Below are 21,493 nucleotides of genomic sequence, written 5' to 3' on the forward strand. Positions count from 1 at the left end.
TTTGATAGGAATTGTTGATTATGGTGCTGGAAATATACGAAGCGTGAAAAACGCGCTTAGCTTTTGTGGGGCGAAATTTGAGCTAGTGAGCGAGCCAGAAAACCTTTTAAGAAGCGACAAAATTTTACTTCCTGGCGTGGGGGCATTTGGCGAAGCAATGGCTAAACTAAAAAGCGCGAATTTAGACGAAGCGATAAGAGAATTTGTCGCAAGTGGGCGGTATTTTTTGGGAATTTGCCTTGGCATGCAACTTCTCTTTGATAAAAGTGCGGAATTTGGTTCAAGCGAGGGGCTTGGGATAATTAGTGGCGAAGTGGTGAAATTTGATGAGAGCAAATTTAGCGAGAGTTTAAAAGTCCCGCACATGGGCTGGAATACACTAGAATTTACGCGCGAGGCGCCCATAAATTCGGGGCTTGAAAGTTCGGTTTATGCGTATTTTGTGCATTCTTATCACGCGCTTTGCGATGAAGAATTTATCCTAGCAAAGACGGCGTATGGGTATGAATTTGTAAGTGCGGTTTGCAAAGAAAATGTCTTTGGCTTTCAGCCACACCCCGAAAAAAGCCACGAAAATGGCATAAAAATAATTAAAAATTTCACGGAGTTATAATGGAAATTTTACCTGCGATTGATTTAAAAGAGGGTCTTGCTGTGCGCCTTAGCAAGGGCGAAATGGAGAGTGCTAAAATTTATTCAAAGACCCCTTGGGAATTAGCTAAAAAATTTGAAGACATGGGGGCGAAATACCTGCATTTGGTAGATTTAGACGGAGCGTTTGCGGGAGAGCCTGTGAATTTCAAAACGATTGAGAAAATCGTAAATTCGACAAATTTAAAGGTCGAAGTAGGTGGTGGAATCCGCGATGAAAAGCGCATAAAAGACTACCAAAATTTGGGCGTTTATAGATTTATTTTAGGCTCAGTTGCGCTAAAAAATCCAAATTTTGTCAAAGAAATGTCGCCAAAATACAATATCGTCGTAGGAATCGACGCGCTTGGTGGTATGGTCGCAACCGAGGGCTGGGCAGATGTGAGTAGCATTAAAGCAACTGATTTGGCTAGGCTTTACGCAGGAGCGGGAGTTAGCGCGATAATCTGCACGGATATCGGCAAAGATGGCATGCTATGTGGCGTAAATGTGGGATTTACCGAAGCAATCGCCGAAGCTAGCGGGATTGATACAATCGCAAGTGGCGGAGTGAAGGACATTAGCGACATTTTGGCGTGCAAAAACAGCGGTAAAATCGCAGGCGTAATTGTCGGCAAGGCATATTACGAGGGCAGTATAGATTTAGAAAAAGCGTTTAAAATTTTGTGATATCGTAATGGCTTTTAAGGTTTTGAGATGAAAGAATTTTATAATGAAATGAGTGTAAAGAGCCAAAACGGCTTGGAATTTTTCAAAGATTTTGTCTTTGAGCTTGGGATTTCGTGCATAGAAGAGCGCGAGGGCGAGTTTATCGTGCGCGATGAGGATAGCCTAGAAATGGTGAAATTCGCGCTAATCGAATTTAAAGAAGCCTTGCAAAAATCCACAGGGGCGCAAATTTTGCTAGAAATCGAAATTTCGCAAAAGAAAAATCAAGATTGGATAAACGAGTATAAAAAGGGCGTCGAGCCGATTGAGGTGGGTAAATTTTATGTCCGCCCTAGCTGGTGCGAGAGCAGAGCAGGGCTAATCGATATTTTAATCGATCCAGCACTCGCCTTTGGCTCAGGGCACCACGAGAGCACAAATATGTGTTTGCAAATTTTAAGCGAGATTACCAAAGAGGGCACAAAAGCCCTTGATGTGGGCTGTGGAAGCGGAATTTTAAGTATCGCGATGAAAAAGCTTGGCGCAAATGTCAGCGCGTGCGATACTGATGAGCAAGCCACTGATGCTAGCGTGCAAAATGCGCAAAAAAACGGCGTGAGCTTGGATAAAATTTGGACAGGAAGTATCGCAGGAGCGGGCGAAAAATACGATTTAGTCGTAGCAAACATAATCGCTGATGTGATTTTGATACTAGCCAGCGATTTGAAAAACGCGCTAAACCCAGGCGCACACCTCGTGCTTTCTGGAATTTTAGAAAATTACAAAGATAGAATAAAATCTGCATTTTCGGATTTGCGCTTCGTGAAAATGGAGCAAAAAAACGAGTGGTGTAGCTTTGTTTATGAGAAAGGTGAAAATGAATAATCAAAATAACAAAAATCAACAAAATGGCGGAGGAAATTTTTTCAACAAAAATCCTATTGGTATGTTTGTGGTTTTTGCGCTGATTTTAATTGTGATTTTTAGGGCAATTAGCCCAAATGGTGGCGGTTTTGGCGAGGGCGCGACCCTTGGAAATTTAGGCGTGGGACAGACTAGAAATGTCAGCTACTCGGAGCTAAAATCACAGCTTAAAACAGCTCAAATTTCAATGGTTTCTATCGGCAAAACCACGATAAAAGCCCAAAGTGGCGATATTATGTATGTAGCCCAAAGGGTCGATGATAACGAGCTTGTGAGTATTTTAGAGAGTAGAAATATCCCTTATGGCGCATATAACGAAACAAATTTACTCACAGATTTGCTTTTTAGCTGGGTTTTACCGCTTGTGATTTTTTTTGGAATTTGGATGTTTTTGGCCAATCGTATGCAAAAAAATATGGGTAGCGGTATGCTAGGAATCGGCAGTTCGAAAAATTTAATGAGCGCAGAGAAGCCAAATGTCAAATTTAGCGATGTCGCCGGTGTCGAAGAGGCCAAAGAAGAGGTCAAAGAGATAGTTGATTTCCTCAAAAACCCTGAGCGATACATAAGCTTAGGAGCGAAAATCCCAAAAGGCGTCTTGCTTGTAGGCCCTCCTGGCACGGGTAAGACACTGCTTGCAAAGGCTGTCGCAGGAGAAGCAGATGTGCCGTTTTTTTCTATTTCGGCTTCTAGCTTTATAGAGATGTTTGTAGGCGTGGGCGCAAGTAGGGTTAGAGATTTGTTTGAAACAGCCAAAAAACAAGCACCCGCGATTGTTTTTATCGATGAGATTGACGCGATTGGAAAAAGTAGAAATTCAGGCGGAATCGGCGGTGGAAACGACGAGAGGGAGCAAACCCTAAATCAGCTTTTGGCAGAAATGGACGGCTTTGGCACAGAGTCTAGCCCAGTCATCGTCCTAGCAGCGACAAACCGCCCAGAGACGCTTGATGCTGCGCTTTTGCGTCCGGGTAGATTTGATAGGCAGGTTTTGGTCGATAGACCTGATTATGACGGCAGAATCGCGATTTTAAAGGTGCATATGAGAGATGTCAAATTTGCTCGCGATATTGATATTGAAGAGATTGCTAGGCTAACTGTGGGCTTTGCTGGGGCTGATTTGGCAAATATAATAAATGAAGCCGCGCTTTTGGCGGGTCGAGAGGCGAAAAAAGAGGTCGAGCAAAAAGATCTGCTCGAAGCAATAGAGCGCGTGGCGATAGGATTAGAAAAAAAATCGCGTCGCGTAAATCCTGTGGAGAAAAAAATCGTCGCTTACCACGAGAGCGGTCATGCGCTCATCGCCGAGCTTACCAAAGGCGCAATGCCAGTTAGCAAGGTTACGATTGTTCCGCGTGGGCTTGGTGCGGCTGGATATACGCTAAATTCGCCGTTTGAAAATAGATTTTTGCACCAAAGATATGAAATTTTCGCTGAAATTGATGTTTTACTCTCTGGGCGAGCTGCTGAGGAGGTATTTTTGGGCGAGATTACAGACGGGGCTAGCAACGATTTACAGCGCGCGACTGATTGGCTAAAATTTATGGCGGCCAAGGTCGGTATGACGGACGAGCTAGGCTTAATCGTGCTTGAAAAACAGCAATATTCGTTTTTAAACGGCGGTCAGAGCATTAAGGATTACAGCGAGGAAACGGCTGTAAAAATCGATAATTATGTCAGAAAAACTCTCGATGAGCGTTATAAAGCTGTAAAAGATACCCTAAAAACATATTCTGGCGCAATTGAGGAAATGGTAAAAACTCTGTATGAAAAAGAGACCGTCGCTGGCGAGGTTATCGTGGATATTATCGATAAATTTGAAAAAGAAAACAATTTGCCGACGCGTTTGGTGCGAAATTTAGCCAAAGAAAATCCAGAAGAAGAGGCGTAAAATGGAAGAAGAAAGAGGAAAATTAGTATATATTTTGCCAAATCTTTTCACCGCGGCTAGTATATTTTTGGCAATGCTAAGCATTTTTGCCTCGATAAATGGGCATTATGCTAGCGCGATTGCGTATATAATTTTTTCTTTAATTTTTGACGGACTTGACGGGCGCGTGGCAAGGCTCACGCACACAACGAGCAAATTTGGCGTAGAATTTGACAGCCTTGCTGATATAGTGGCGTTTGGCGTGGCACCAGCGGTGTTGTTTTATTTTGTCATCGGCAAGGATTATGGGCAGGTCGGCACGCTAATTAGCGCGCTGTATGTGATTTTCGGCGCTGTGAGATTAGCGAGATTTAATGTCACTGTGGGCACCTACGAGCCAAATGTTTTCATCGGTCTGCCAATCCCAACTGCGGCTATTACGATTGCTGTGTGGATTGGGATTTACCTCAAATACGAGGTTTCGTCAGTGTGGGGTGGCGTATTTATCATCGGCATGGCAATTTTGTCGTTTTTAATGGTCAGCAATATCCGCTTTCCAAGCTTTAAAAAGATAAATTTAAAACGGCCAAATGCGATTAAAATTTTGGTTTTGCTCATTGTGGTGTTTTTTTCGTGTCTGTATCTTTTCAAGCTCGAATTCCCTGCATTTATCATTTTGCTATACATAGGATATGGGCTCGTGCGCGCGGGGCTAACGCTTATCGGGGTTAAATTTAACAAACAAAGCAAAGAGAACTAAATAATAAAATTTATCAATTCCAACTAAATTTAAGCCTAAAATTGCTATAATCGCCAAATTTTATCAAATGAAAGGGTAGGTTATGGATAAAAATAAAATTATTATTTTTGATACGACATTGCGCGACGGCGAGCAAAGCCCTGGCGCTTCGATGAATACAGAAGAAAAAATCCGCCTTGCACTCCAATTAGAAAAACTCGGCGTCGATGTTATAGAGGCTGGGTTTGCGGCGGCTAGTCCGGGGGATTTCGACGCGATTAATCAAATCGCAAAGGCTACTAGCAAGATTAGGGTTTGTTCGCTCTCTCGCGCGCTCGAAAACGATATCAAGGCCGCGGCGCAGGCTATCGCGCCAGCGAAATTTCAGCGCATACACACATTTATCGCCACTAGCCCGATTCACATGGAATTTAAGCTAAAAATGAAGCCTGATGAGGTCATCAAACGCGCAGTTGCGGCTGTGCAATATGCGAAGACTTTCACAGATGATGTGGAGTTTAGTTGCGAGGATGCGTGTAGAAGCGATGTAGGCTTTATGAAGGAAATTTGCGAGGCAGTTATCGGCGTGGGCGCAACTACGATAAATTTACCAGATACCGTGGGATATCGCTTGCCAAATGAAATTTACGCTATTTTTAAACAAATGGTCGAATTTATAGATGGTAGAGCGATAGTATCGGCTCACAATCACAACGATTTAGGGCTTGCCACGGCAAACACACTAGCGTGCATTGAAGCTGGCGCGCGCCAAGTCGAATGCACCATAAATGGTCTTGGCGAGAGAGCTGGAAATACTGCGCTCGAAGAGATTGCAATGGTCGTAAAAACTAGAAATGACCATTTCTCGCCACTTTATACGGATATAAATTTCAAAGAAATTTATCCATCAAGCCGTCTAGTCGCAAGTATCACAGGTATCGAACCACAGCCAAATAAGGCAATCGTGGGCAAAAATGCCTTTGCGCACGAAAGCGGAATCCACCAAGACGGCGTTTTAAAACACCGCGAAACTTACGAGATTATGAAGGCTGATGATATCGGGCTGGATAAAAACTCTCTCGTGCTTGGCAAACACAGCGGACGCCACGCTTTCAAGGACAAATTAATCTCCCTTGGCTACGAGTTAGACGAGGCGCAGTTGCAAGTGGCGTTTGAGAAATTTAAAATTTTAGCCGATAGCAAAAAAGATGTCTATGACGAGGATTTAAGAGAGCTTGTAAATGACGAATTTATGGGCGCGAAAACCAAGGCTTACGAGATTGCGCTTCTTAGCTCAAATGGCTGCAACAAAGGCCACGCAAGCGCAGCTGTCACGCTAAATCACGATGAAATTTTGCTAAGCGATAGCGCGCTTGGAAATGGTGGGGTTGATGCGATTTTTAAAGCGATTGATCGCATAAGCAAGGTTAGTGGCGAGCTTAAAGATTATCAAGTCAAGGCCGTATCCAAAGGCAAAGATGCTCTGGCAAAAGTAACCGTTAAGGTCGAATTTGAGGGCACTGGCGCGATTATGGGGCATGGGCTTGATGTCGATACGATGCTGGCCTCAGCCAAGGCTTATGTCGGCGCACTAAATACATATTTAGCTTCGAAAAAATAAAATTCATAAAGTGGCGAAATTTAGGCGAATTTTGCCACTTTTTTAAACTAATTAAAAGCAAAATTTCACTAGAATACCGCACTCAAAATGTTCTTAGTAGGGGACAGATCCGAAAGGCGTTTTGAAATTTTATTTTGGAGACTTTTATGAAAAAAGTTTTGGTTTTACTTTTCGCGCTTTGTGGCGCAGCATTCGCAGGTGAGGAGCTTAGCGCTTATACTCAAATCGTATCATACTCAGCAATCGCTGTTGGTATCGTTCTTGGTTTTGCCGCTCTTGGTGGCGCTGTTGGTATGGGTAATGCAGCTAATGCAACAATCCTTGGTATCGCTCGCAACCCAAGCGTAGCTAGCAAACTATCAACTACAATGTATATTTCGCTAGCGATGATCGAAGCACAAGTTATTTATGCGCTTGTTATCGCATTTATCTTGCTTTTCGCTAATCCTTTTGTTACAGACGCTCTTACAAAAGCAGCTGCGTAATCACTCGCCCGCACTTTCGCGGGCTCTTTCATGCGACCATGGTGGAATTGGTAGACACGCTATCTTGAGGGGGTAGTGCGCTTCGCGTGTGCGAGTTCAAATCTCGCTGGTCGCACCATAAGTTTTATCCAAATTTACTATTTCAAATTCACCTATTAACAAAATTAAACAAAAATCACGCAAAAATAACATTTTTTCCAAATTTTAAGCAATATTATTTGTAAATGCTAGATAAATTCAAATTAAATTTATGTAACATTATATACAATTTTACAAACAATTTTTTTTGTTTTAAATTCTTTTTCGAGGAGGCAAAAATGCTTTGGTTTTTCTTTTGTGTAGCGCTTCTGATTGGAGCGTTTTTTACATACGGAAAATTCGTAGAAAGTGTTTTTGGTGCCAGTGCTGAGCGCAAAACTCCTGTGCATGACATGGCCGATGGCGTGGATTATGTCAAAATGTCAGATTGGAAAATCTATCTGATCCAAATCCTAAACATCGCCGGTCTTGGACCTGTATTTGGTCCGATTATGGGTGCGCTTTATGGTCCTGTGGCTATGCTATGGATCGTCATCGGAACGATTGTAGCAGGTGCTGTGCATGACTACTTTTCTGGTATGCTAAGCGTGCGCGCAAACGGTGCTTCTATCCCTACCGTCGTAGGTGTGCAGTTAGGAAACTGGGCGAAACACTTCATGAATATTTTCGCTCTTGTATTGCTCGTGCTCGTTGGTGTTGTTTTCACAACTGGTCCTGCTGGCCTTCTTAAAGGCATTACAGGTATGGAAGCTGGTATTTGGGTAATCATCATTTTTGCTTACTACTTTATCGCGACACTATTTTCAATCGATAAAATCATCGGTAGATTTTATCCGATATTCGGTGCTTTGCTGATTTTCATGTCAGTTGGTCTTACTGTCGGATTTATCGTTAGTGGCAGAAGCTTCTATCCAGAGGGTCTAAATTTCTTCGTAAATATGGATCCAAAAGACCTTCCGCTATGGCCATTGCTTTTCGTTACTATTAGTTGTGGTGCGCTTTCAGGCTTCCACGCTACACAATCACCGCTTATGGCTAGATGTATCCAAAACGAAAAATCAGGTAGAATGGTTTTCTACGGCGCAATGATTGGCGAGGGTATTATTGGTCTTATTTGGTGCACACTTGGTCTAAGCTTCTATGAGACCAGAGAGGCTCTTGCAGCAGCTGGTAACCCAGCACAAGTAGTCCATGAGATCTCAAAAACACTTCTTGGACCTGTTGGTGGTATCATTGCGGTTCTTGGTGTCGTTATTTTGCCTATCACATCTGGTGATACTGCGTTCCGTGCGGCTCGTTTGATTATCGCTGATTTTTTCAAAATGCCACAAAGAGATATCGTAAAACGACTTTTCATTGCCGTTCCGCTATTTGCTATCGGTATTGGTCTATCTCAAATCGACTTTGGTATCATTTGGAGATATTTTGGTTGGGCGAACCAAACAACTGCGACTATCATGCTATGGGCAGCGTCAGCCTACCTATACCGTAGAGGTAAATTCTTCTGGGTTACTTTGATCCCAGCAATCTTTATGTCAAATGTCGTAATCGCTTACCTTGTAAATGCGAAAATCGGCTTTAACATGCCTATGACTATCGCGACAGCGGCTGGTATCATCGGCACTATCGTTATCTTGCTACTATTTTTCAGACTTAAAAAAGTTAGCGAAGAATAATTCACAAGGGGCAAATTTTGCCCCTTTTTTAAATTTTATCCATTTTTTAAAATTTGTTCCACTGCGCGAGTGAAATCTGCCAAATCGAAGCTTTGCATTAAAATTTGAGCGTTTTTGTAGCTAAATAGTATCCTATTATACCACCTACTGTCGAATACACTCTCGCGAGTCGTGGTAAAACGCTAATCCCGGCACTTTAATCGCTCTATCTCTGGGCGCAAATGCAAATGAAGAGCGAGTGAAATTTAGGCTAAATTTGCAAATTTAGCCTATCTAAATTTTTCCCAAATTTTAGATAATCCATAATTAATTTATCAAATTTATTCCTTGTTGATTTCGGCGAAAGTATTACAAAATCAGGAAACCAACGCCTTGCTAGTGGCATTAGCATATCATCGCTACTTATGGTAAATTCGACCACTTGCCATAAATTTTCTAAAATTTCATCGGTGATTTTTTGCGAAGCGAAAAATGTCTTTTTCTCGAAAAATTTAACCACTTTTGGCGAGATAGCCACTCGCACCACAAAGGGCTCGGCTCTGTATCCGTCAAAAAATGTTTCTAAATTTTGTATAAAATTTTCTGTGTATTTGTCGGTATAAAAAGTGTTTTTAAGCAACCTAATCTCATCTATAAAATTTACTCTTAAAACCTCGAAACCGCTGTTTTTATCGCAATCCCTGAGCGTTGCGACAGACCAATTTCCCTTTGAATAAATAAGCTTTAAAATTTTTACATTTTTTAAAATTTCATTATCGTATTTTAAATTTGTATATTTTTTAAATTTAATCGCTTGTTGAAGTTTGGCAAAAATATCTAAATTCGGCGTTTTTTCGTGCGGTGAGCCTTTTATTAAAAAAATTTCGCTTAGCTCTTTTTCTAGTTTTTCATCGACTTTTTTGTGCGCTTGTGGCAAAAATTTACTAAATCCGGGATTTATGATATGGAGCAAATCGATGAGTTTTTCGCTTTCGTTTTGGTATTTGTTGGGGCTGATAAAGGTTTTGAAAAATTCTGTATTTTTGCAGATATAGCTTCCTTTGGCGAGTTTTGCGATAAATTCTTCGCCAAAAATCTCTCGCAGATCTTTTACATATCTTCTGGCTGTGCGGGTTGAAATGCCTGTTTGTAGGGCATAATCCTCGATGATTATCTCTTTTCCGCTAACGAAATCTTTAAGCAATTCCAAAATTTCAAAAACTTTTTTATTTGCCATGAAAAATCCAAATTTAAAAATTAAAAAGAGCGGAAAAATCCGCTCTTTTATTTTACCATAAACCTAGAACTTTCCACCAAATTCCGCCTATAATCGTCCAAATAAACAGATTTATCAGCGTTGTGATAAAGCCTAGTCTCCACCACTCGTTTTGGGTGTTGTAACCTGCACCAAAGATTATCGGTCCAGGAGCACCGCCGTAGTGGGTGATTGGCATCATAAGGTTACTTGCATAAGCAAACACGAGTGCTACGAAAACGCTAGGAGCTCCCGCTGCGATAGCAACTGCACCAAAAGCCGCATACATCGCAGTAATGTGCGCAGTTAAACTAGCAAATAAATAGTGCGAATAAACATAGATTAAAAGCAAAATTCCCATTATCAAAATCCAGTTTATATCGCCCATACCGCCTGCGACGGTGTCTGAAAACCACTTGATAAAGCCAAGTTTATTTAAACCGCCTGCAAGTGCGATTAGCGCACCCATCCACATTAGCGTATCCCATGCGCCTTTTTCGCCGATTACATCGTTCCACTCTAAAATTTTTAGAGCAACCATAACACAAACCGCTATCATGCCGACATTGGTCGCATTTATGCCTGTTAGGGTGCCAGTTGCCCATAAAAGCAATGAGCCGATAAAAACGCCTAGCATACATTTTTCACTTTTTTGCATAGGTCCGATTTTTGCAAGTTCGGCTTTTGCGATTTCTTTGCCTTGTGGAAACGCCTTTATCTCAGGCGGATAAATTTTATAAAGCACAAAGGGGATTATTATAAGCGAACAAATCGCAGGAACTATCGCACCAAGCGCCCACAATGTCCAGCTAATTTCCACACCAAATGAGCTTAACGCTAAGCTTGCAATTAGCGGGTTTCCTGCCATAGAGGTTAGAAACATACCATTTGTAATGGTGTTTCCTTGCCAAAGCGTTTGCATAAAATATGCTCCTGCCTTTTTTCTGCTTCCCTCATCAGGCTCAGAACCTAACGCCTTAGCTAACGAATTTACGATAGGGAATAAAATTCCACCAGCCCTAGCACCACTACTTGGCATAGCAGGGCTGATAACCGCATCACTTATGACGATGGAGTAACCTAGCTTTAAGGTGCTATCTCCCAAAAGCGAGATGATTTTATAAGCAATGCGCCTACCAAGCCCTGTTTTGATAAATCCGCGCGCTATCATATACGCGCTTACGATCAACCAAATAGTCAAATTTCCAAAACCAGCTAATGCTTCTGCTGGTTTCATCGTTTTAGTTAAAATCGTAATCGTAACACCGATAAAGGCAACCGCTCCGATTGGAAGCGGTTGGAGAATAAGACCTAAAATTGTGGCAAAAACTATGGCAAAAAGATGCCATGCTTGATCACTCACAGCCTCAGGGTGCGGACAAAACCATATAAGTATTCCGACGACAATGACTAGAATTCCTTTTGTAAGCTTATTCATAGCTTATCCTTTTTAAGTTTATCCGAAGTATTTTTTACTATCTTCGATAACTCTATCTACAAAAGTAGCACTCAATCCGACATATTTTTCAGGTTGCATGATTTCTTCTAAATCTGCTCTTGTGAAATATTTACTAACCTCTTCGCGCTCTAAAAGATCATCAATTACTGGTTTGCCGTCTGTGAAGGCTTTCATACAAACTTCATAAACGATTTCGTGCGCAGTTAAACGACCAAGCTTTTCGCCTAAGTGTAGCATTACGGCTTCGCTTAGCATTGCGCCTTTTAGTGCATTAAGATTTCTTTTCATATTTTGTGGATAAACAAGTAAATTTTCTAAAATATCGTTGATTTTTTCAAGCGCACCTGCGATTAAAATAGAGCTTTTTGGAATTGCGTCCCACTCGACCGCCTCGCAACCCCAGTCGCGCTCGTTTTCGCACTCCATAGCCTCTACCATTAAAGGTGCTTGTGCGCGGACAATTTTAGTTAGAGCGATTACGCCTTCGCAAACTTGCGGATTTCGTTTATGTGGCATAGTAGAGCTTCCTACTTTTCCCATGAAAAACGGCTCTTCAACCTCGCAAATTTCAGTTCTTTGAAGACTTAAAATTTCTCTTGCGATGCGTCCGATTGTCCCTGCGATTATCGCTAGCGTAGATACATACTCAGCCATGTGATCTCTGCTTGGGTGCCATGAAATCACAGGGATATTTAAGCCCAAATCCTCCATCATAAGTTTTTGCATTTCTAAGCCTTTGCCCTCTTGGCTTGCCATAGTGCCGACCGCACCGCTTAATTGACCAACTAAAACTCTTGGAGTAATCTCTTTTAATCTATCAAGGCTTCTGCGAATTTCTTGCGCCCACATTGCAGTTTTAAAACCAAATGTAATAGGCAAAGCGTGTATTACATGCGTTCTACCAGCCATAACGGTGTTTTTGTGCTCGGCTGAAATTCTCAATGCTTCTTTGTAGGTTTTTTCCAAAAGTTTTTTGATGAGCGGCAAAGCTTCTTTGATCTGCAAAACCATACCATTATCCATAATATCTTGGCTTGTCGCACCCCAATGCACAAATTCGCCACTATCATCATCAAAGACCTTTTTAAATTCTTTTAGCAAAGGAACGATTGTGATAGAGCTTTTGTAGTTTTCACCTATCGCGTCTAAATCTAAAAGCTCGGCTTTGGCAAATTTTGTGATTTGCTCGGCGCGTCTTGGCTCGATAATGCCTAGTTTTGCTTGCGCTCTTGCAAGAGCAGCTTCGGTATCTAGCCATTTTTGCGCTTTGTTTTCGTCGCTGAAAATCTTTCTCATCTCTTCGCTGACGAACATAACTCTAAAAACTCTACTATCTACTACACCTGATGCCATTTTGCACTCCTTAAAAAGAAATTTATTTTTCTAATTTTCTTGGCAAAATTTTACTGAATAAAAATGTCAGAAATTGTCCGTTTGGATTTTAAAAAATTTGGATTGTCGAAATTTTAATTAAAAAAAGTGCGCTGTTTTGGGAATTTGTTGAAATTTGGCTAAATTTGATTTATTTAAATTTAAGCCCAAATTTAGGGAATAATTTTAAAAATAGTGTCAAAATTCGTCCGTTTAAATTTAAAAAAAGCCAAATTTTGATTTGGCTAAATTTTAGCGAATTTTACCAGCTTTGGATTTGCGATTTTTTGGTAATCTTTCGCGTCTAAAATCACCGAGTGATCGAGCAAGCCTGCGTTAAATGCAATTTCGTCATATCGCTCAAAAAGCGCAGGATCGCAGACTAAAACTAGCTTTTCGTGGAAGCTAAACGGTGGCACAGAGCCAAAAACGCAATCACTTAGCTCCAAACCCTCGGCCGGAGAGACTAGGCTGGCGCGGTTTCGCTCAAACGCCCTTGCTAGTGCGCTCAAATCCGCTTGCATATCGGCTGGAAGCACGGCTAGGGCATAGATTTTTTCTCCGCCACCTTTTAGGGTGCAAATTAGAGCTTTTGCGCCCTGTCCAAGCTCGGTGCCTCTTGCTTTGGCAACCTCTGCGCTAGTGCCTACGCTATCGTGAGTTACGACGCGAAATTTTGCTCCATTAGCCTCTAAAATTTCAACGATTTTATTAAAAATTTTCTCGCTCATTTTCAATCCTTTTTAAATTTTAAAAGTTCAATTTTACCAAAATTTCATAGAGTTTTTGATACTATCGCACGCAAAATTTTAAAGGAAAAATATGAATTATGATGTGATAGTTATAGGCGGCGGACACGCTGGAATCGAGGCTGCGCTAGCAAGCGCGAAAATGGGCGTGCGCACACTTTTGATTACGATTTTAATCGAGCAATTAGGCGCTGCAAGCTGTAATCCGGCAATCGGAGGGCTAGCTAAGGGGCATTTGGTCAAAGAACTCGACGCTCTTGGCGGTCAAATGGGGCGCACCACCGATGAGTGCGGGATCCAATTTCGCATACTAAACGAGAGCAAAGGCCCGGCTGTGCGTGGTTCGCGCGCGCAAATCGATATGGATAAATACCGCATTTATATGCGAAATTTGCTTTTAAACACGCCAAATTTGGAGCTCACGCAAGAGATTGCAACCGAAATTTTAAGCGAAAATCGTGGTGATGAAATCATCGTGCGAGGCGTGAAAACCCACCTTGGCAACGAATACACCGCCAAAAAGGTCGTCATCACCACTGGCACATTTTTAAACGGCCTTGTGCATGTGGGCGAAAGCACCATAGAAGCGGGGCGCGTTGGCGAATTGCCCTCAAAAAATCTCTCAAATTCGCTCAAATCTTTCGGGCTAAAAATGGGCAGGCTCAAAACCGGCACCTGCCCTAGAATTGACGCAAAAACAATTGATTTTAGCGTCTTGGAGCGTCAAGACGGCGACGAAAATCCAAAGCCATTTAGCTTCCGCACCGAAAATTTCGCGCCAAATCAGCTTCCATGCTACATCGCCTACACAAACGAAAAAACCCACGAGATAATCAGCTCAAATTTCGCCCGTGCGCCGATGTTTACTGGGCAAATTTCAAGCACAGGACCAAGGTATTGCCCTAGCATAGAAACCAAAATTTACGAATTCCCAGATCGCGAGCGCCACCATGTTTTCGTCGAGCCCCAGACTGCGCAGGCTAGCGAGTATTATGTAAATGGACTTTCGACTTCGCTTCCTTACGATGTGCAAGTTAGCTTTATTCGCTCGATTAAGGGCTTTGAAAACGCCAAAATCGTGCGCCCAGGATACGCTATCGAATACGATTATGTTGATCCTACCGAGCTCAAACACTCTTTGGAGTGCAAAAAGGTCTCGGGGCTGTATCTTGGCGGGCAGATTAATGGTACCACAGGCTACGAAGAGGCTGGGGCGCAGGGGCTTATGGCGGGTATTAATGCTGGTCTTGCCGTACGCGCCAAAGAGCCGCTAATCTTGCGCCGTGATGAGGCTTATATCGGCGTGCTAATCGATGATTTGGTCACCAAGGGCACGAAAGAGCCATACAGGATGTTCACTTCGCGCGCCGAGTTTAGGCTACTTTTGCGCGAGGATAACGCGATTTTGCGCCTTGGCAAATACGGGCATGAAATAGGGCTGATTGATGATGAAATTTATAGCAAAATTTGCAAGATTGAGGGCGAGACGAGGGCTGGCGTGGAGCTTTTAGAAGCCAAAGAACTCACGCCAAACAAGGCAAATTTGGCGTTTTTAGCAGAACTTGGCGAGGAGGCGATAAGCCAAAATGTAAGCTTGCAAAAAATCGTAGCCAGAAAGAGCTTTACAAAAGAGAAATTAAAGTCGCTTGATCCGATTTTTGCGGGATTTTGCGATGAGAGTTTGGAGCAAATTTTAGTCGAGTGCAAATACAAACACTACATCGCCGAACAGCGCGCCAGCATTGATAAAATGAAGGATATGCTAAGCGTGAAAATCCCTGAGGACTTCGATTTTCGCGCGGTTAGCGGCCTTAGCAATGAAGTGGTCGAAAAGCTAGAAAAATTCGCCCCGCCGACGCTGTTTGCTGCAAGTGAGATTTCAGGTGTAACACCTGCCGCGATTGATATTTTGCACATTTATATCAAAATGCGTGGGAAAAAATAAGGAAATGTAAAGCATTTCCGTAAAAATAAAACCAGCTAAATTTAGAAAAACGCAGTTTTTCTAAATTTAGCCACCTTGTAAAGCGTCGTCGGGGGTTGGGGGTTTGTAAGGGGGAAGGGGCGCGACCTCGCAATTGGGGCCCCCTTCCCCCTTACAGAGAATTTCACGGCGCAGGTTAAATTCAAAAAATCGTTCAATACAAAATTTAGGTTGAATTTTGAATTTAAATTTTACTGGATTGCCACGCCGTGCAAGCACGGCTCGCAATGACAGCAAATTTAGCGTAAGGAATTTTAAAGTCGTAGATTGCTTCACTTTCTGCGAAAGCTCGCAATGACAGATTTAACAAATTTGCCTGCCATTGTCATTGCGAGTAAATTTCGGGGCAGTGTTTGGGGGGTTGCGCTAGCGAAATGCGAAATTTTAAAATTTCAAATTTTCCAAATTTAAAATTTATAAAATTTTTTGTGCTTAAATTCTGCGATTAAACAAATTTAAGGACAAAATTTTGAAACATTACAAAGGTTTTGGCAAGCAAATTTTGCTAATGATTATCTTTAATGCCGTTTATAGTGGCGCTGGAATCGCGATTTTGGCGTTTATCAACAAATATTTGCTAGGCGAGGGCGAGAAAACGACCTCGCTAATTTTCATGTTTTTTGGGCTTTTGGTGCTGTTTTTGGCTCTCTCGGTCGCTTCACGCGCCGTGCTTTGCGTGATTGAGAATAACTTCGTCTTCAACCTGCGCTCAAAGGTCATCAAACAGATAATCGATACGAAATTCGAGTGCATTGAGGCCGCGTCAAAGGCGAATTTGCTGGCCTCTCTAAGCTCTGATATTTCGCGCCTGACTGACGGATTTATGCGCATTAGCGAGCTAATTCAGGGCGGTATGACGGTCGTGTTCGCTGGAATTTATACGATTTACATTTCGCCGAAAATGTTTTTGTTTTTGTTCGTGTGGATCGGCGCGCTGATGATTTTAAACCAGCTAATCATGCGCAAAGTAATGCAAAATTTCGACGCTTACCGCAAAAACGAGGACGAGCTTTACAAGAACTATTCTAAGGCAATCGAGGGGCATAAGGAGCTTTCGCTAAACATAAAAAAAGCGCGCTATCTTTATGAAAATGAGTTTATCCCAAACGCAAACAATCTGCGCCAAACCTCGCTAAAAGCGCAGGTTTATCAGGCGTTTGCGGGGAATTTTATGAGCGTGATGATGCTAGGAGCTGTGGGTGTGGTGCTGTTTTGGGGGCTAAATGGTGGCGCACAGGCCCTCGCAAATGCCGTAACAATCGCACTTACGATACTATTTTTGCGCGCGCCATTAATGATGCTTGTTTTCTCTTTCCCGAGCATTTTGCGCGCCAAAATCGCTTACCAAAAAATCGAGGAATTAGGGCTAGATCCGCATGTGGCGGGATTTGAAATAAAAAATTTAGCCCCATGGCAAAAACTCGAATTAAAAAATGTAAGCTTTACCTATAAAAACGGCAAATTTGGCGTGAAAAACCTAAATTTAGCCATAAATTCGGGCGAGGTCGTGTTTTTAGTAGGCGAAAACGGCAGCGGCAAATCGACGCTTTTTATGATTTTATCTGGGCTTTATGGCGCACAAGCTGGCGAAATACGAGCTGATGAGCGCGCTATATGCGCCGATGAGCTTCGCGCGTATAGCAACAACATAAGTGCGGTTTTTAGCGATTTTTATCTGTTTGATTATATCGTGGGCGATGAAAATACTGCGCGCGAGTGGCTCGAAATCATGGAAATTTCGCAAAAGGTCAGTATCGAAGGGGGCAAATTTAGCACCACAAATCTCTCCGCAGGTCAGCGCAAACGCCTAGCACTCGCGGCTGCGCTAAGCGAGGGGCGCAAATTTATCATGCTTGATGAGTGGGCAGCAGATCAAGACCCGCACTTTCGCGCGCACTTTTACGAGTGCATAATCCCAAGGCTCAAAGAGCGCGGATACACGATATTTGCGATAAGCCACGATGATAAATATTTCGGCGTGGCGGATAAAATTTATAAAATGAGCGGGGGCGAAATTTCGCAAATTCGCTGAAATTTCGCTATAAATTTTGTCGGATTAATTTTTCTTTGATAAAAATTTAATTTTAATTTACAAAATTTAGATTATACTTCACACGCAATTTAACTGAAAGGATCGAAAATGAAAAAAGTTTTCATCGCATGTGCTGCATTAGCGGCAATTAGTTCAAGTGCTTTTGCTGCTGACGGAGAGGCGCTATTCAAAAAATGCGCAGCATGCCACGGCGCAAACGCTGACAAACCTTACCTAGGTGGTAAAGTTCCAGCGCTAAACACACTTGCAAAAGACGATATTATCGCTAGCGTCAAAGGCTATAAAGAAGGCACTGTCGGCGACGGCGGTAAGGGCAAATACGGCATGGCTGGCGTAATGAAAGGCCAAGTCGCAACACTAGATGACGAGTCAATCGCAGCATTGGCTGATTTCATCGAAAGCAAAAAATAATCCCCCTTTTTAATCAATTCTAGCCTGGCGCGTCCCCCTCGCGTCAGGCTTTTTTAATTTAATCAAATTTATAATCCTTGAAATTTCGAAATTTGGAGCTTTTATGAGCGATTTAAATTTTATAAACGAAATGAAAGACAAGGCTATCGCCGGTGAGTGTTTAAGCAAAAATGAAGCGTTAAATTTAGCCAAAACTAGCGATTTGGACGCACTTTTGAGCGCAGCAAATGAGATTAGACAAATTTGCTGTGGCGATGAGTTTAATTTTTGCTCGATTATAAATGCGCGTTCTGGCAAATGCTCGGAAGATTGCAAATACTGCGCCCAGTCTGCGCATTTTAAAACAGGTTGCGAAACTTACTCGCTTTTGGACATGGCGCCTGTTTTGCAAATGGCAGGGCAAAACGAAAAGGCAAAAGTTCATCGTTTTTCGCTCGTTGCCAGTGGTCGCGGGATAAGCGAAAATGACAAAGATATGCCAAAAATCGAGCAAATTTATCGTGCGCTAAGAGAGCAGACGAATTTGCACCTTTGCGCTTCGTTTGGACTTGCGAGCGTGCAAGCCTTGCAAAAGCTTAAAGATAGTGGCGTGAAAACCTATCATCACAATTTAGAGACTTCGCGCAGGTTTTATCCGCGAATTTGCACCACGCACACCTATGATGATAGAGTGCAAACTATCAAAAACTGCCACGCTGTCGGGCTTGATGTGTGTAGCGGCGGGATTTTTGGACTTGGCGAGAGCGTGGAAGACCGCATAGATATGGCGTTTGAGTTGCGAGAACTTGGCGTAAGCTCCGTGCCGATAAACATTTTAATGCCGATTTCAGGCACTCCGCTTCAAAACTGCGCGCCGCTTAGCGAAGAAGAAATTTTACGCTCAATCGCCGTGTATAGATTTATTTTACCACGCGTTTATCTGCGTTTTGCGGGCGGACGCGTAAAGCTTGGCAAAAGTATCGAAAAAGCGTTAAATTCCGGCGTAAATTCGGCGATTACAGGGGATTTTCTCACCACCACAGGGGACAGCATAAGTGGCGATATGGCGCTTGTTTCTTCGCTTGGATTTAGGATATAAATTTGCGAATTTAAGCTGTTTTTTGTAAAATTTCGCAAAAATTTTGGAGAAAAAATGTTTAACGGACTAATCAGAGAAATCGCGGAAGTCGTTAGTTTTAGCGGAAATTCGCTTCGAATTCGCGCTAAATTTCGCCCCGAGCATATCGGCGATAGTATCGCTATAAACGGCGCGTGTCTTAGCGTAACGCAAATTTTAGCTGACGGCTTTGTCGTGGAGATTTCGAGCGAAACGGCAGGGCTGATAGCCACGCAAAATTTCAGAGACAGAGTGCATATCGAACCTGCTATGCGACTTGGGGATCGCATTGACGGGCATTTGGTGCAAGGGCACATCGACGGCGTGGGCGAAATCACAAAAATTACAAAGCTAAAAAGCGGATATGATTTTTTTATAAATTTGCCAAAAAATTTAATGCCATTTGTTGCAAATAAAGGCTCGGTCGCAATCGACGGCGTTAGCCTTACCATAAACGAAGTCTTGCCTAACGCAATTCGCCTAACCATAATCCCACAAACTATGAAAGATACGCTATTTGGCGAGTTTAAAACGGGGCGAAAGGTAAATGTCGAAACCGATCTGCTCGCAAGATACGCAGCGCGAATTTTGGGCTTTGTGGGCGAGAAAAAAGAGAGTTTGTCGTGGGATCAGGTGAATTTGATTTCAAGCCTTTATTAAATGCCTTTAAATTCGGCTTTACCGATAAATTTGGTTTAGCTAACGCAATTTTTAAGGATACTGCGCTGAAAAATTTGAACGGCGAAAATTTGGGAAAATTTGGCAAATTTAACCTTGCTTTTCATGTGGGCGATGAATTTGAAAATGTGCTAAAAAATCGTTTTAAATTGGCAAATTTGCTAGGTTTGCCTTTGCGAAATTTGATTTTTATGAACCAAATTCACAGCGATAAAATTTGCGTTGTAGATGAAAAATTTATGGCTGAATTTGGGGTGAAATTTGATAAATTCTTTGAATTTGGCAAATTTAAAAGTGAAAATTTGCAAAGCGAATTTGTGAAAATTTTACCCGAGTGCGACGCAATGATTACAAATTTGCATGGCGTGGGGCTGTGTGTCATGGTGGCGGATTGTTCGCCTGTTTTGCTGCTCGATGAAAAAAGCGGCGCAGTGGGCGTAGCTCACGCTGGCAGAGCTGGGGTTACGCAAAAAATCGTAACCAAAACAGCCATTAAAATGAGTGAAATTTACGGCACGAAAATTTGCGATTTAAGCGTGATTGTGGGGGCAAATATTGGAGGCAGTTGCTACGAAGTTGGGGATTTAGATCTTGGCGAATTTAATGCCTTTAAGCGTGGCGATAAATTTGATATGAATTTGGCTTTAAAAGCCGAATTAAAGGGGCTTGGCATAAAGAAATTCAAATTTAGCAAATTTTGCACTCATTGCGAAAATCATCTTTACTCATACCGCCGAGAGAAGCAAACAGGGCGTTTTTGCGGGTTTGTAGTGAAAAATAGAAATTAGGACTTTAAAATGGAATTAAAAGAATTTATAAAATTATCGGTAAATGTGCTAAAAGATAAAACGCCATACATAGAACAAAAAAATTTAATAAGCGATATTTTTGAAAAAACAGAAAATATTCTTGTTAGACTTACCATAATCGATTCGTTGTATTCTACGCAAATGAATAAAAGATTGTATGGCTTAAATGACTTAGCCAATGAAATTGGTAAAATTAAAGATTTGGATAAAGAAATTCAAAATTTCAAAGATAACAAACCAAATAAAATTAGTAAATTATTGGATGAAAAATATGGAATAAAGAAAAGTGGTAGAGAATTCGGACAGGCTAGGTCGTTGATTTCAAAATATATTTATTTTGCAACAAATTATAACTTTCCAATCGAAGATAGATTAGTAAAAAAAGTATTAAATGCGGTTTTAAAATATTTTGGATATAGCGAAATTGATATGGATAAAAACGATATATTAAGGGAGTTGATTATTTTTTGTGATAATTGTGAAATAAAATATTCAGATTTCGATAATTTATTATGGTTATTAGGCAAAATCAAAGAAGGCTCTTTGGCTTCAATTGTCGATAAAGAAAAATATGAAAAAATAATTGAAAAATTAGAATTATCAGATATAGCTGAAAGTAAGGTTTTTGATAAGAAAATGGCTGAAAAATTAAAAAATATAAATGAAATAGATAAAATCAAGAATTTAATATCTAATGACTTCTATGAATTTTTAGAATTTGCCAAAAATATTAAAATAGAAAAATAAAAATATCCATTGTTTTAAGGGGAAAATTTGACTTTTGCTTGTCATTGCGAGCGAGTGTAACGAGCGAAGCAATCCAGAAAAATTTAAATTCAAAATTCAACCTAAATTTTGCATTGAACGATTTTTTAAATTTAACCTGCGCTATGCTTTTCTCGTAAGGGGGAGGGCGCGCTTTTTAGGAGACGCTACCCTCCCCCTTACCAACCCCCACCCCTGTAAAACCTTAGAAGTGGCTAAATTTTAAAAAGC

Annotated in this window: 19 protein-coding genes and 1 tRNA gene; 16 read left to right on the forward strand and 4 right to left on the reverse strand. The window is 41.6% G+C overall.

What is annotated here, in order from left to right; all coding sequences use genetic code 11:
- The first annotated feature begins 1 nt into the window (after position 1).
- The 9 genes from hisH (at position 2) to OFN91_RS06275 (ending at position 8,653) form a co-directional block, all read left to right on the forward strand.
- Positions 2 to 613 (forward strand): imidazole glycerol phosphate synthase subunit HisH, encoded by a 612-nt coding sequence (hisH, locus tag OFN91_RS06235; RefSeq protein WP_270873637.1) that lies wholly within the window; start codon positions 2 to 4, stop codon positions 611 to 613.
- A complete protein-coding gene (gene hisA, locus OFN91_RS06240; RefSeq protein WP_270873638.1) occupies positions 613 to 1,320 on the forward strand; it encodes a 1-(5-phosphoribosyl)-5-[(5-phosphoribosylamino)methylideneamino]imidazole-4-carboxamide isomerase in 708 nt (235 codons plus the stop codon). Before hisH ends, hisA begins: the two co-directional genes overlap by 1 nt.
- Before the next feature lie 27 nt (positions 1,321 to 1,347).
- Positions 1,348 to 2,184 carry a 50S ribosomal protein L11 methyltransferase gene (locus OFN91_RS06245; protein ID WP_270873639.1) on the forward strand — a complete coding sequence of 279 codons (837 nt, stop codon included), beginning with the start codon at positions 1,348 to 1,350 and terminating at the stop codon, positions 2,182 to 2,184.
- On the forward strand, positions 2,177 to 4,114 hold the full coding sequence (ftsH, locus tag OFN91_RS06250; RefSeq protein WP_270873640.1) for an ATP-dependent zinc metalloprotease FtsH: 1,938 nt from the start codon (positions 2,177 to 2,179) through the stop codon (positions 4,112 to 4,114). The genes OFN91_RS06245 and ftsH overlap by 8 nt, the downstream gene beginning before the upstream one ends.
- Position 4,115: 1 nt before the next feature.
- A complete protein-coding gene (gene pssA, locus OFN91_RS06255; RefSeq protein ID WP_270859396.1) occupies positions 4,116 to 4,853 on the forward strand; it encodes a CDP-diacylglycerol--serine O-phosphatidyltransferase in 738 nt (245 codons plus the stop codon).
- Between the two features lie 82 nt (positions 4,854 to 4,935).
- Positions 4,936 to 6,453, forward strand: coding sequence for a 2-isopropylmalate synthase (locus OFN91_RS06260; RefSeq protein WP_270873641.1), 1,518 nt, complete (start codon positions 4,936 to 4,938; stop codon positions 6,451 to 6,453).
- A 146-nt stretch (positions 6,454 to 6,599) separates the two neighbouring features.
- Entirely contained in the window at positions 6,600 to 6,938 is a 339-nt protein-coding gene (gene atpE / locus OFN91_RS06265; protein ID WP_270859398.1) for an ATP synthase F0 subunit C, read from the forward strand.
- 32 nt (positions 6,939 to 6,970) lie between these two features.
- A tRNA-Leu gene (locus OFN91_RS06270) sits at positions 6,971 to 7,056 on the forward strand.
- 199 nt (positions 7,057 to 7,255) lie between these two features.
- Positions 7,256 to 8,653 carry a carbon starvation CstA family protein gene (locus tag OFN91_RS06275; RefSeq protein WP_270859151.1) on the forward strand — a complete coding sequence of 466 codons (1,398 nt, stop codon included), beginning with the start codon at positions 7,256 to 7,258 and terminating at the stop codon, positions 8,651 to 8,653.
- 250 nt (positions 8,654 to 8,903) lie between these two features.
- Here the strand turns inward: OFN91_RS06275 and OFN91_RS06280 are convergent, their stop codons facing one another.
- The 4 genes from OFN91_RS06280 to OFN91_RS06295 form a co-directional block, all read right to left on the reverse strand.
- A complete protein-coding gene (locus OFN91_RS06280; RefSeq protein WP_270873642.1) occupies positions 8,904 to 9,869 on the reverse strand; it encodes a helix-turn-helix transcriptional regulator in 966 nt (321 codons plus the stop codon).
- Positions 9,870 to 9,921: 52 nt separating this feature from the next.
- Positions 9,922 to 11,325 carry an anion permease gene (locus OFN91_RS06285; RefSeq protein WP_270873643.1) on the reverse strand — a complete coding sequence of 468 codons (1,404 nt, stop codon included), beginning with the start codon at positions 11,323 to 11,325 and terminating at the stop codon, positions 9,922 to 9,924.
- An 18-nt stretch (positions 11,326 to 11,343) separates the two neighbouring features.
- Positions 11,344 to 12,699, reverse strand: a complete 1,356-nt coding sequence (gene purB, locus OFN91_RS06290; protein WP_270860740.1) for an adenylosuccinate lyase — start codon at positions 12,697 to 12,699, stop codon at positions 11,344 to 11,346.
- A gap of 263 nt (positions 12,700 to 12,962) precedes the next feature.
- On the reverse strand, positions 12,963 to 13,448 hold the full coding sequence (locus OFN91_RS06295; protein ID WP_270873644.1) for a YbaK/EbsC family protein: 486 nt from the start codon (positions 13,446 to 13,448) through the stop codon (positions 12,963 to 12,965).
- A 91-nt stretch (positions 13,449 to 13,539) separates the two neighbouring features.
- Between OFN91_RS06295 and mnmG the strand changes: the two genes are divergently transcribed.
- The 7 genes from mnmG (at position 13,540) to OFN91_RS06330 (ending at position 21,244) form a co-directional block, all read left to right on the forward strand.
- Entirely contained in the window at positions 13,540 to 15,411 is a 1,872-nt protein-coding gene (gene mnmG / locus OFN91_RS06300; protein WP_270873645.1) for a tRNA uridine-5-carboxymethylaminomethyl(34) synthesis enzyme MnmG, read from the forward strand.
- A gap of 508 nt (positions 15,412 to 15,919) precedes the next feature.
- The gene (locus tag OFN91_RS06305; protein ID WP_270873646.1) at positions 15,920 to 17,482 is read left to right on the forward strand and encodes a cyclic peptide export ABC transporter; all 1,563 of its coding nucleotides are present in this window, start codon (positions 15,920 to 15,922) and stop codon (positions 17,480 to 17,482) included.
- A 108-nt stretch (positions 17,483 to 17,590) separates the two neighbouring features.
- Positions 17,591 to 17,914, forward strand: coding sequence for a c-type cytochrome (locus tag OFN91_RS06310; RefSeq protein ID WP_270859129.1), 324 nt, complete (start codon positions 17,591 to 17,593; stop codon positions 17,912 to 17,914).
- A gap of 103 nt (positions 17,915 to 18,017) precedes the next feature.
- Positions 18,018 to 18,992 carry a biotin synthase BioB gene (gene bioB / locus OFN91_RS06315; RefSeq protein ID WP_270873647.1) on the forward strand — a complete coding sequence of 325 codons (975 nt, stop codon included), beginning with the start codon at positions 18,018 to 18,020 and terminating at the stop codon, positions 18,990 to 18,992.
- A gap of 54 nt (positions 18,993 to 19,046) precedes the next feature.
- The gene (locus OFN91_RS06320) at positions 19,047 to 19,670 is read left to right on the forward strand and encodes a riboflavin synthase (protein ID WP_270873648.1); all 624 of its coding nucleotides are present in this window, start codon (positions 19,047 to 19,049) and stop codon (positions 19,668 to 19,670) included.
- Positions 19,634 to 20,476, forward strand: a complete 843-nt coding sequence (locus OFN91_RS06325; RefSeq protein WP_270873649.1) for a polyphenol oxidase family protein — start codon at positions 19,634 to 19,636, stop codon at positions 20,474 to 20,476. The genes OFN91_RS06320 and OFN91_RS06325 overlap by 37 nt, the downstream gene beginning before the upstream one ends.
- A 9-nt stretch (positions 20,477 to 20,485) precedes the next feature.
- Complete coding sequence (locus OFN91_RS06330) at positions 20,486 to 21,244, forward strand: hypothetical protein (RefSeq protein ID WP_270873650.1); 759 nt, start codon at positions 20,486 to 20,488, stop codon at positions 21,242 to 21,244.
- The last annotated feature ends 249 nt before the right edge of the window (positions 21,245 to 21,493 follow it).

Origin of the sequence: Campylobacter sp. JMF_08 NE1 (assembly GCF_027737875.1) — a bacterium.
In the GTDB taxonomy this organism is placed as follows: Bacteria; Campylobacterota; Campylobacteria; order Campylobacterales; family Campylobacteraceae; genus Campylobacter_B.

Coding starts and splice junctions, on each gene's coding strand:
- hisA (WP_270873638.1), top strand. CDS start 613: ATGGAAATTTTACCTGCGATTGATTTAAAAGAGGGTCTTGCTGTGCGC.
- OFN91_RS06245 (WP_270873639.1), top strand. CDS start 1,348: ATGAAAGAATTTTATAATGAAATGAGTGTAAAGAGCCAAAACGGCTTG.
- ftsH (WP_270873640.1), top strand. CDS start 2,177: ATGAATAATCAAAATAACAAAAATCAACAAAATGGCGGAGGAAATTTT.
- pssA (WP_270859396.1), top strand. CDS start 4,116: ATGGAAGAAGAAAGAGGAAAATTAGTATATATTTTGCCAAATCTTTTC.
- OFN91_RS06260 (WP_270873641.1), top strand. CDS start 4,936: ATGGATAAAAATAAAATTATTATTTTTGATACGACATTGCGCGACGGC.
- atpE (WP_270859398.1), top strand. CDS start 6,600: ATGAAAAAAGTTTTGGTTTTACTTTTCGCGCTTTGTGGCGCAGCATTC.
- OFN91_RS06275 (WP_270859151.1), top strand. CDS start 7,256: ATGCTTTGGTTTTTCTTTTGTGTAGCGCTTCTGATTGGAGCGTTTTTT.
- OFN91_RS06280 (WP_270873642.1), bottom strand. CDS start 9,869: ATGGCAAATAAAAAAGTTTTTGAAATTTTGGAATTGCTTAAAGATTTC.
- OFN91_RS06285 (WP_270873643.1), bottom strand. CDS start 11,325: ATGAATAAGCTTACAAAAGGAATTCTAGTCATTGTCGTCGGAATACTT.
- purB (WP_270860740.1), bottom strand. CDS start 12,699: ATGGCATCAGGTGTAGTAGATAGTAGAGTTTTTAGAGTTATGTTCGTC.
- OFN91_RS06295 (WP_270873644.1), bottom strand. CDS start 13,448: ATGAGCGAGAAAATTTTTAATAAAATCGTTGAAATTTTAGAGGCTAAT.
- mnmG (WP_270873645.1), top strand. CDS start 13,540: ATGAATTATGATGTGATAGTTATAGGCGGCGGACACGCTGGAATCGAG.
- OFN91_RS06310 (WP_270859129.1), top strand. CDS start 17,591: ATGAAAAAAGTTTTCATCGCATGTGCTGCATTAGCGGCAATTAGTTCA.
- bioB (WP_270873647.1), top strand. CDS start 18,018: ATGAGCGATTTAAATTTTATAAACGAAATGAAAGACAAGGCTATCGCC.
- OFN91_RS06320 (WP_270873648.1), top strand. CDS start 19,047: ATGTTTAACGGACTAATCAGAGAAATCGCGGAAGTCGTTAGTTTTAGC.
- OFN91_RS06330 (WP_270873650.1), top strand. CDS start 20,486: ATGGAATTAAAAGAATTTATAAAATTATCGGTAAATGTGCTAAAAGAT.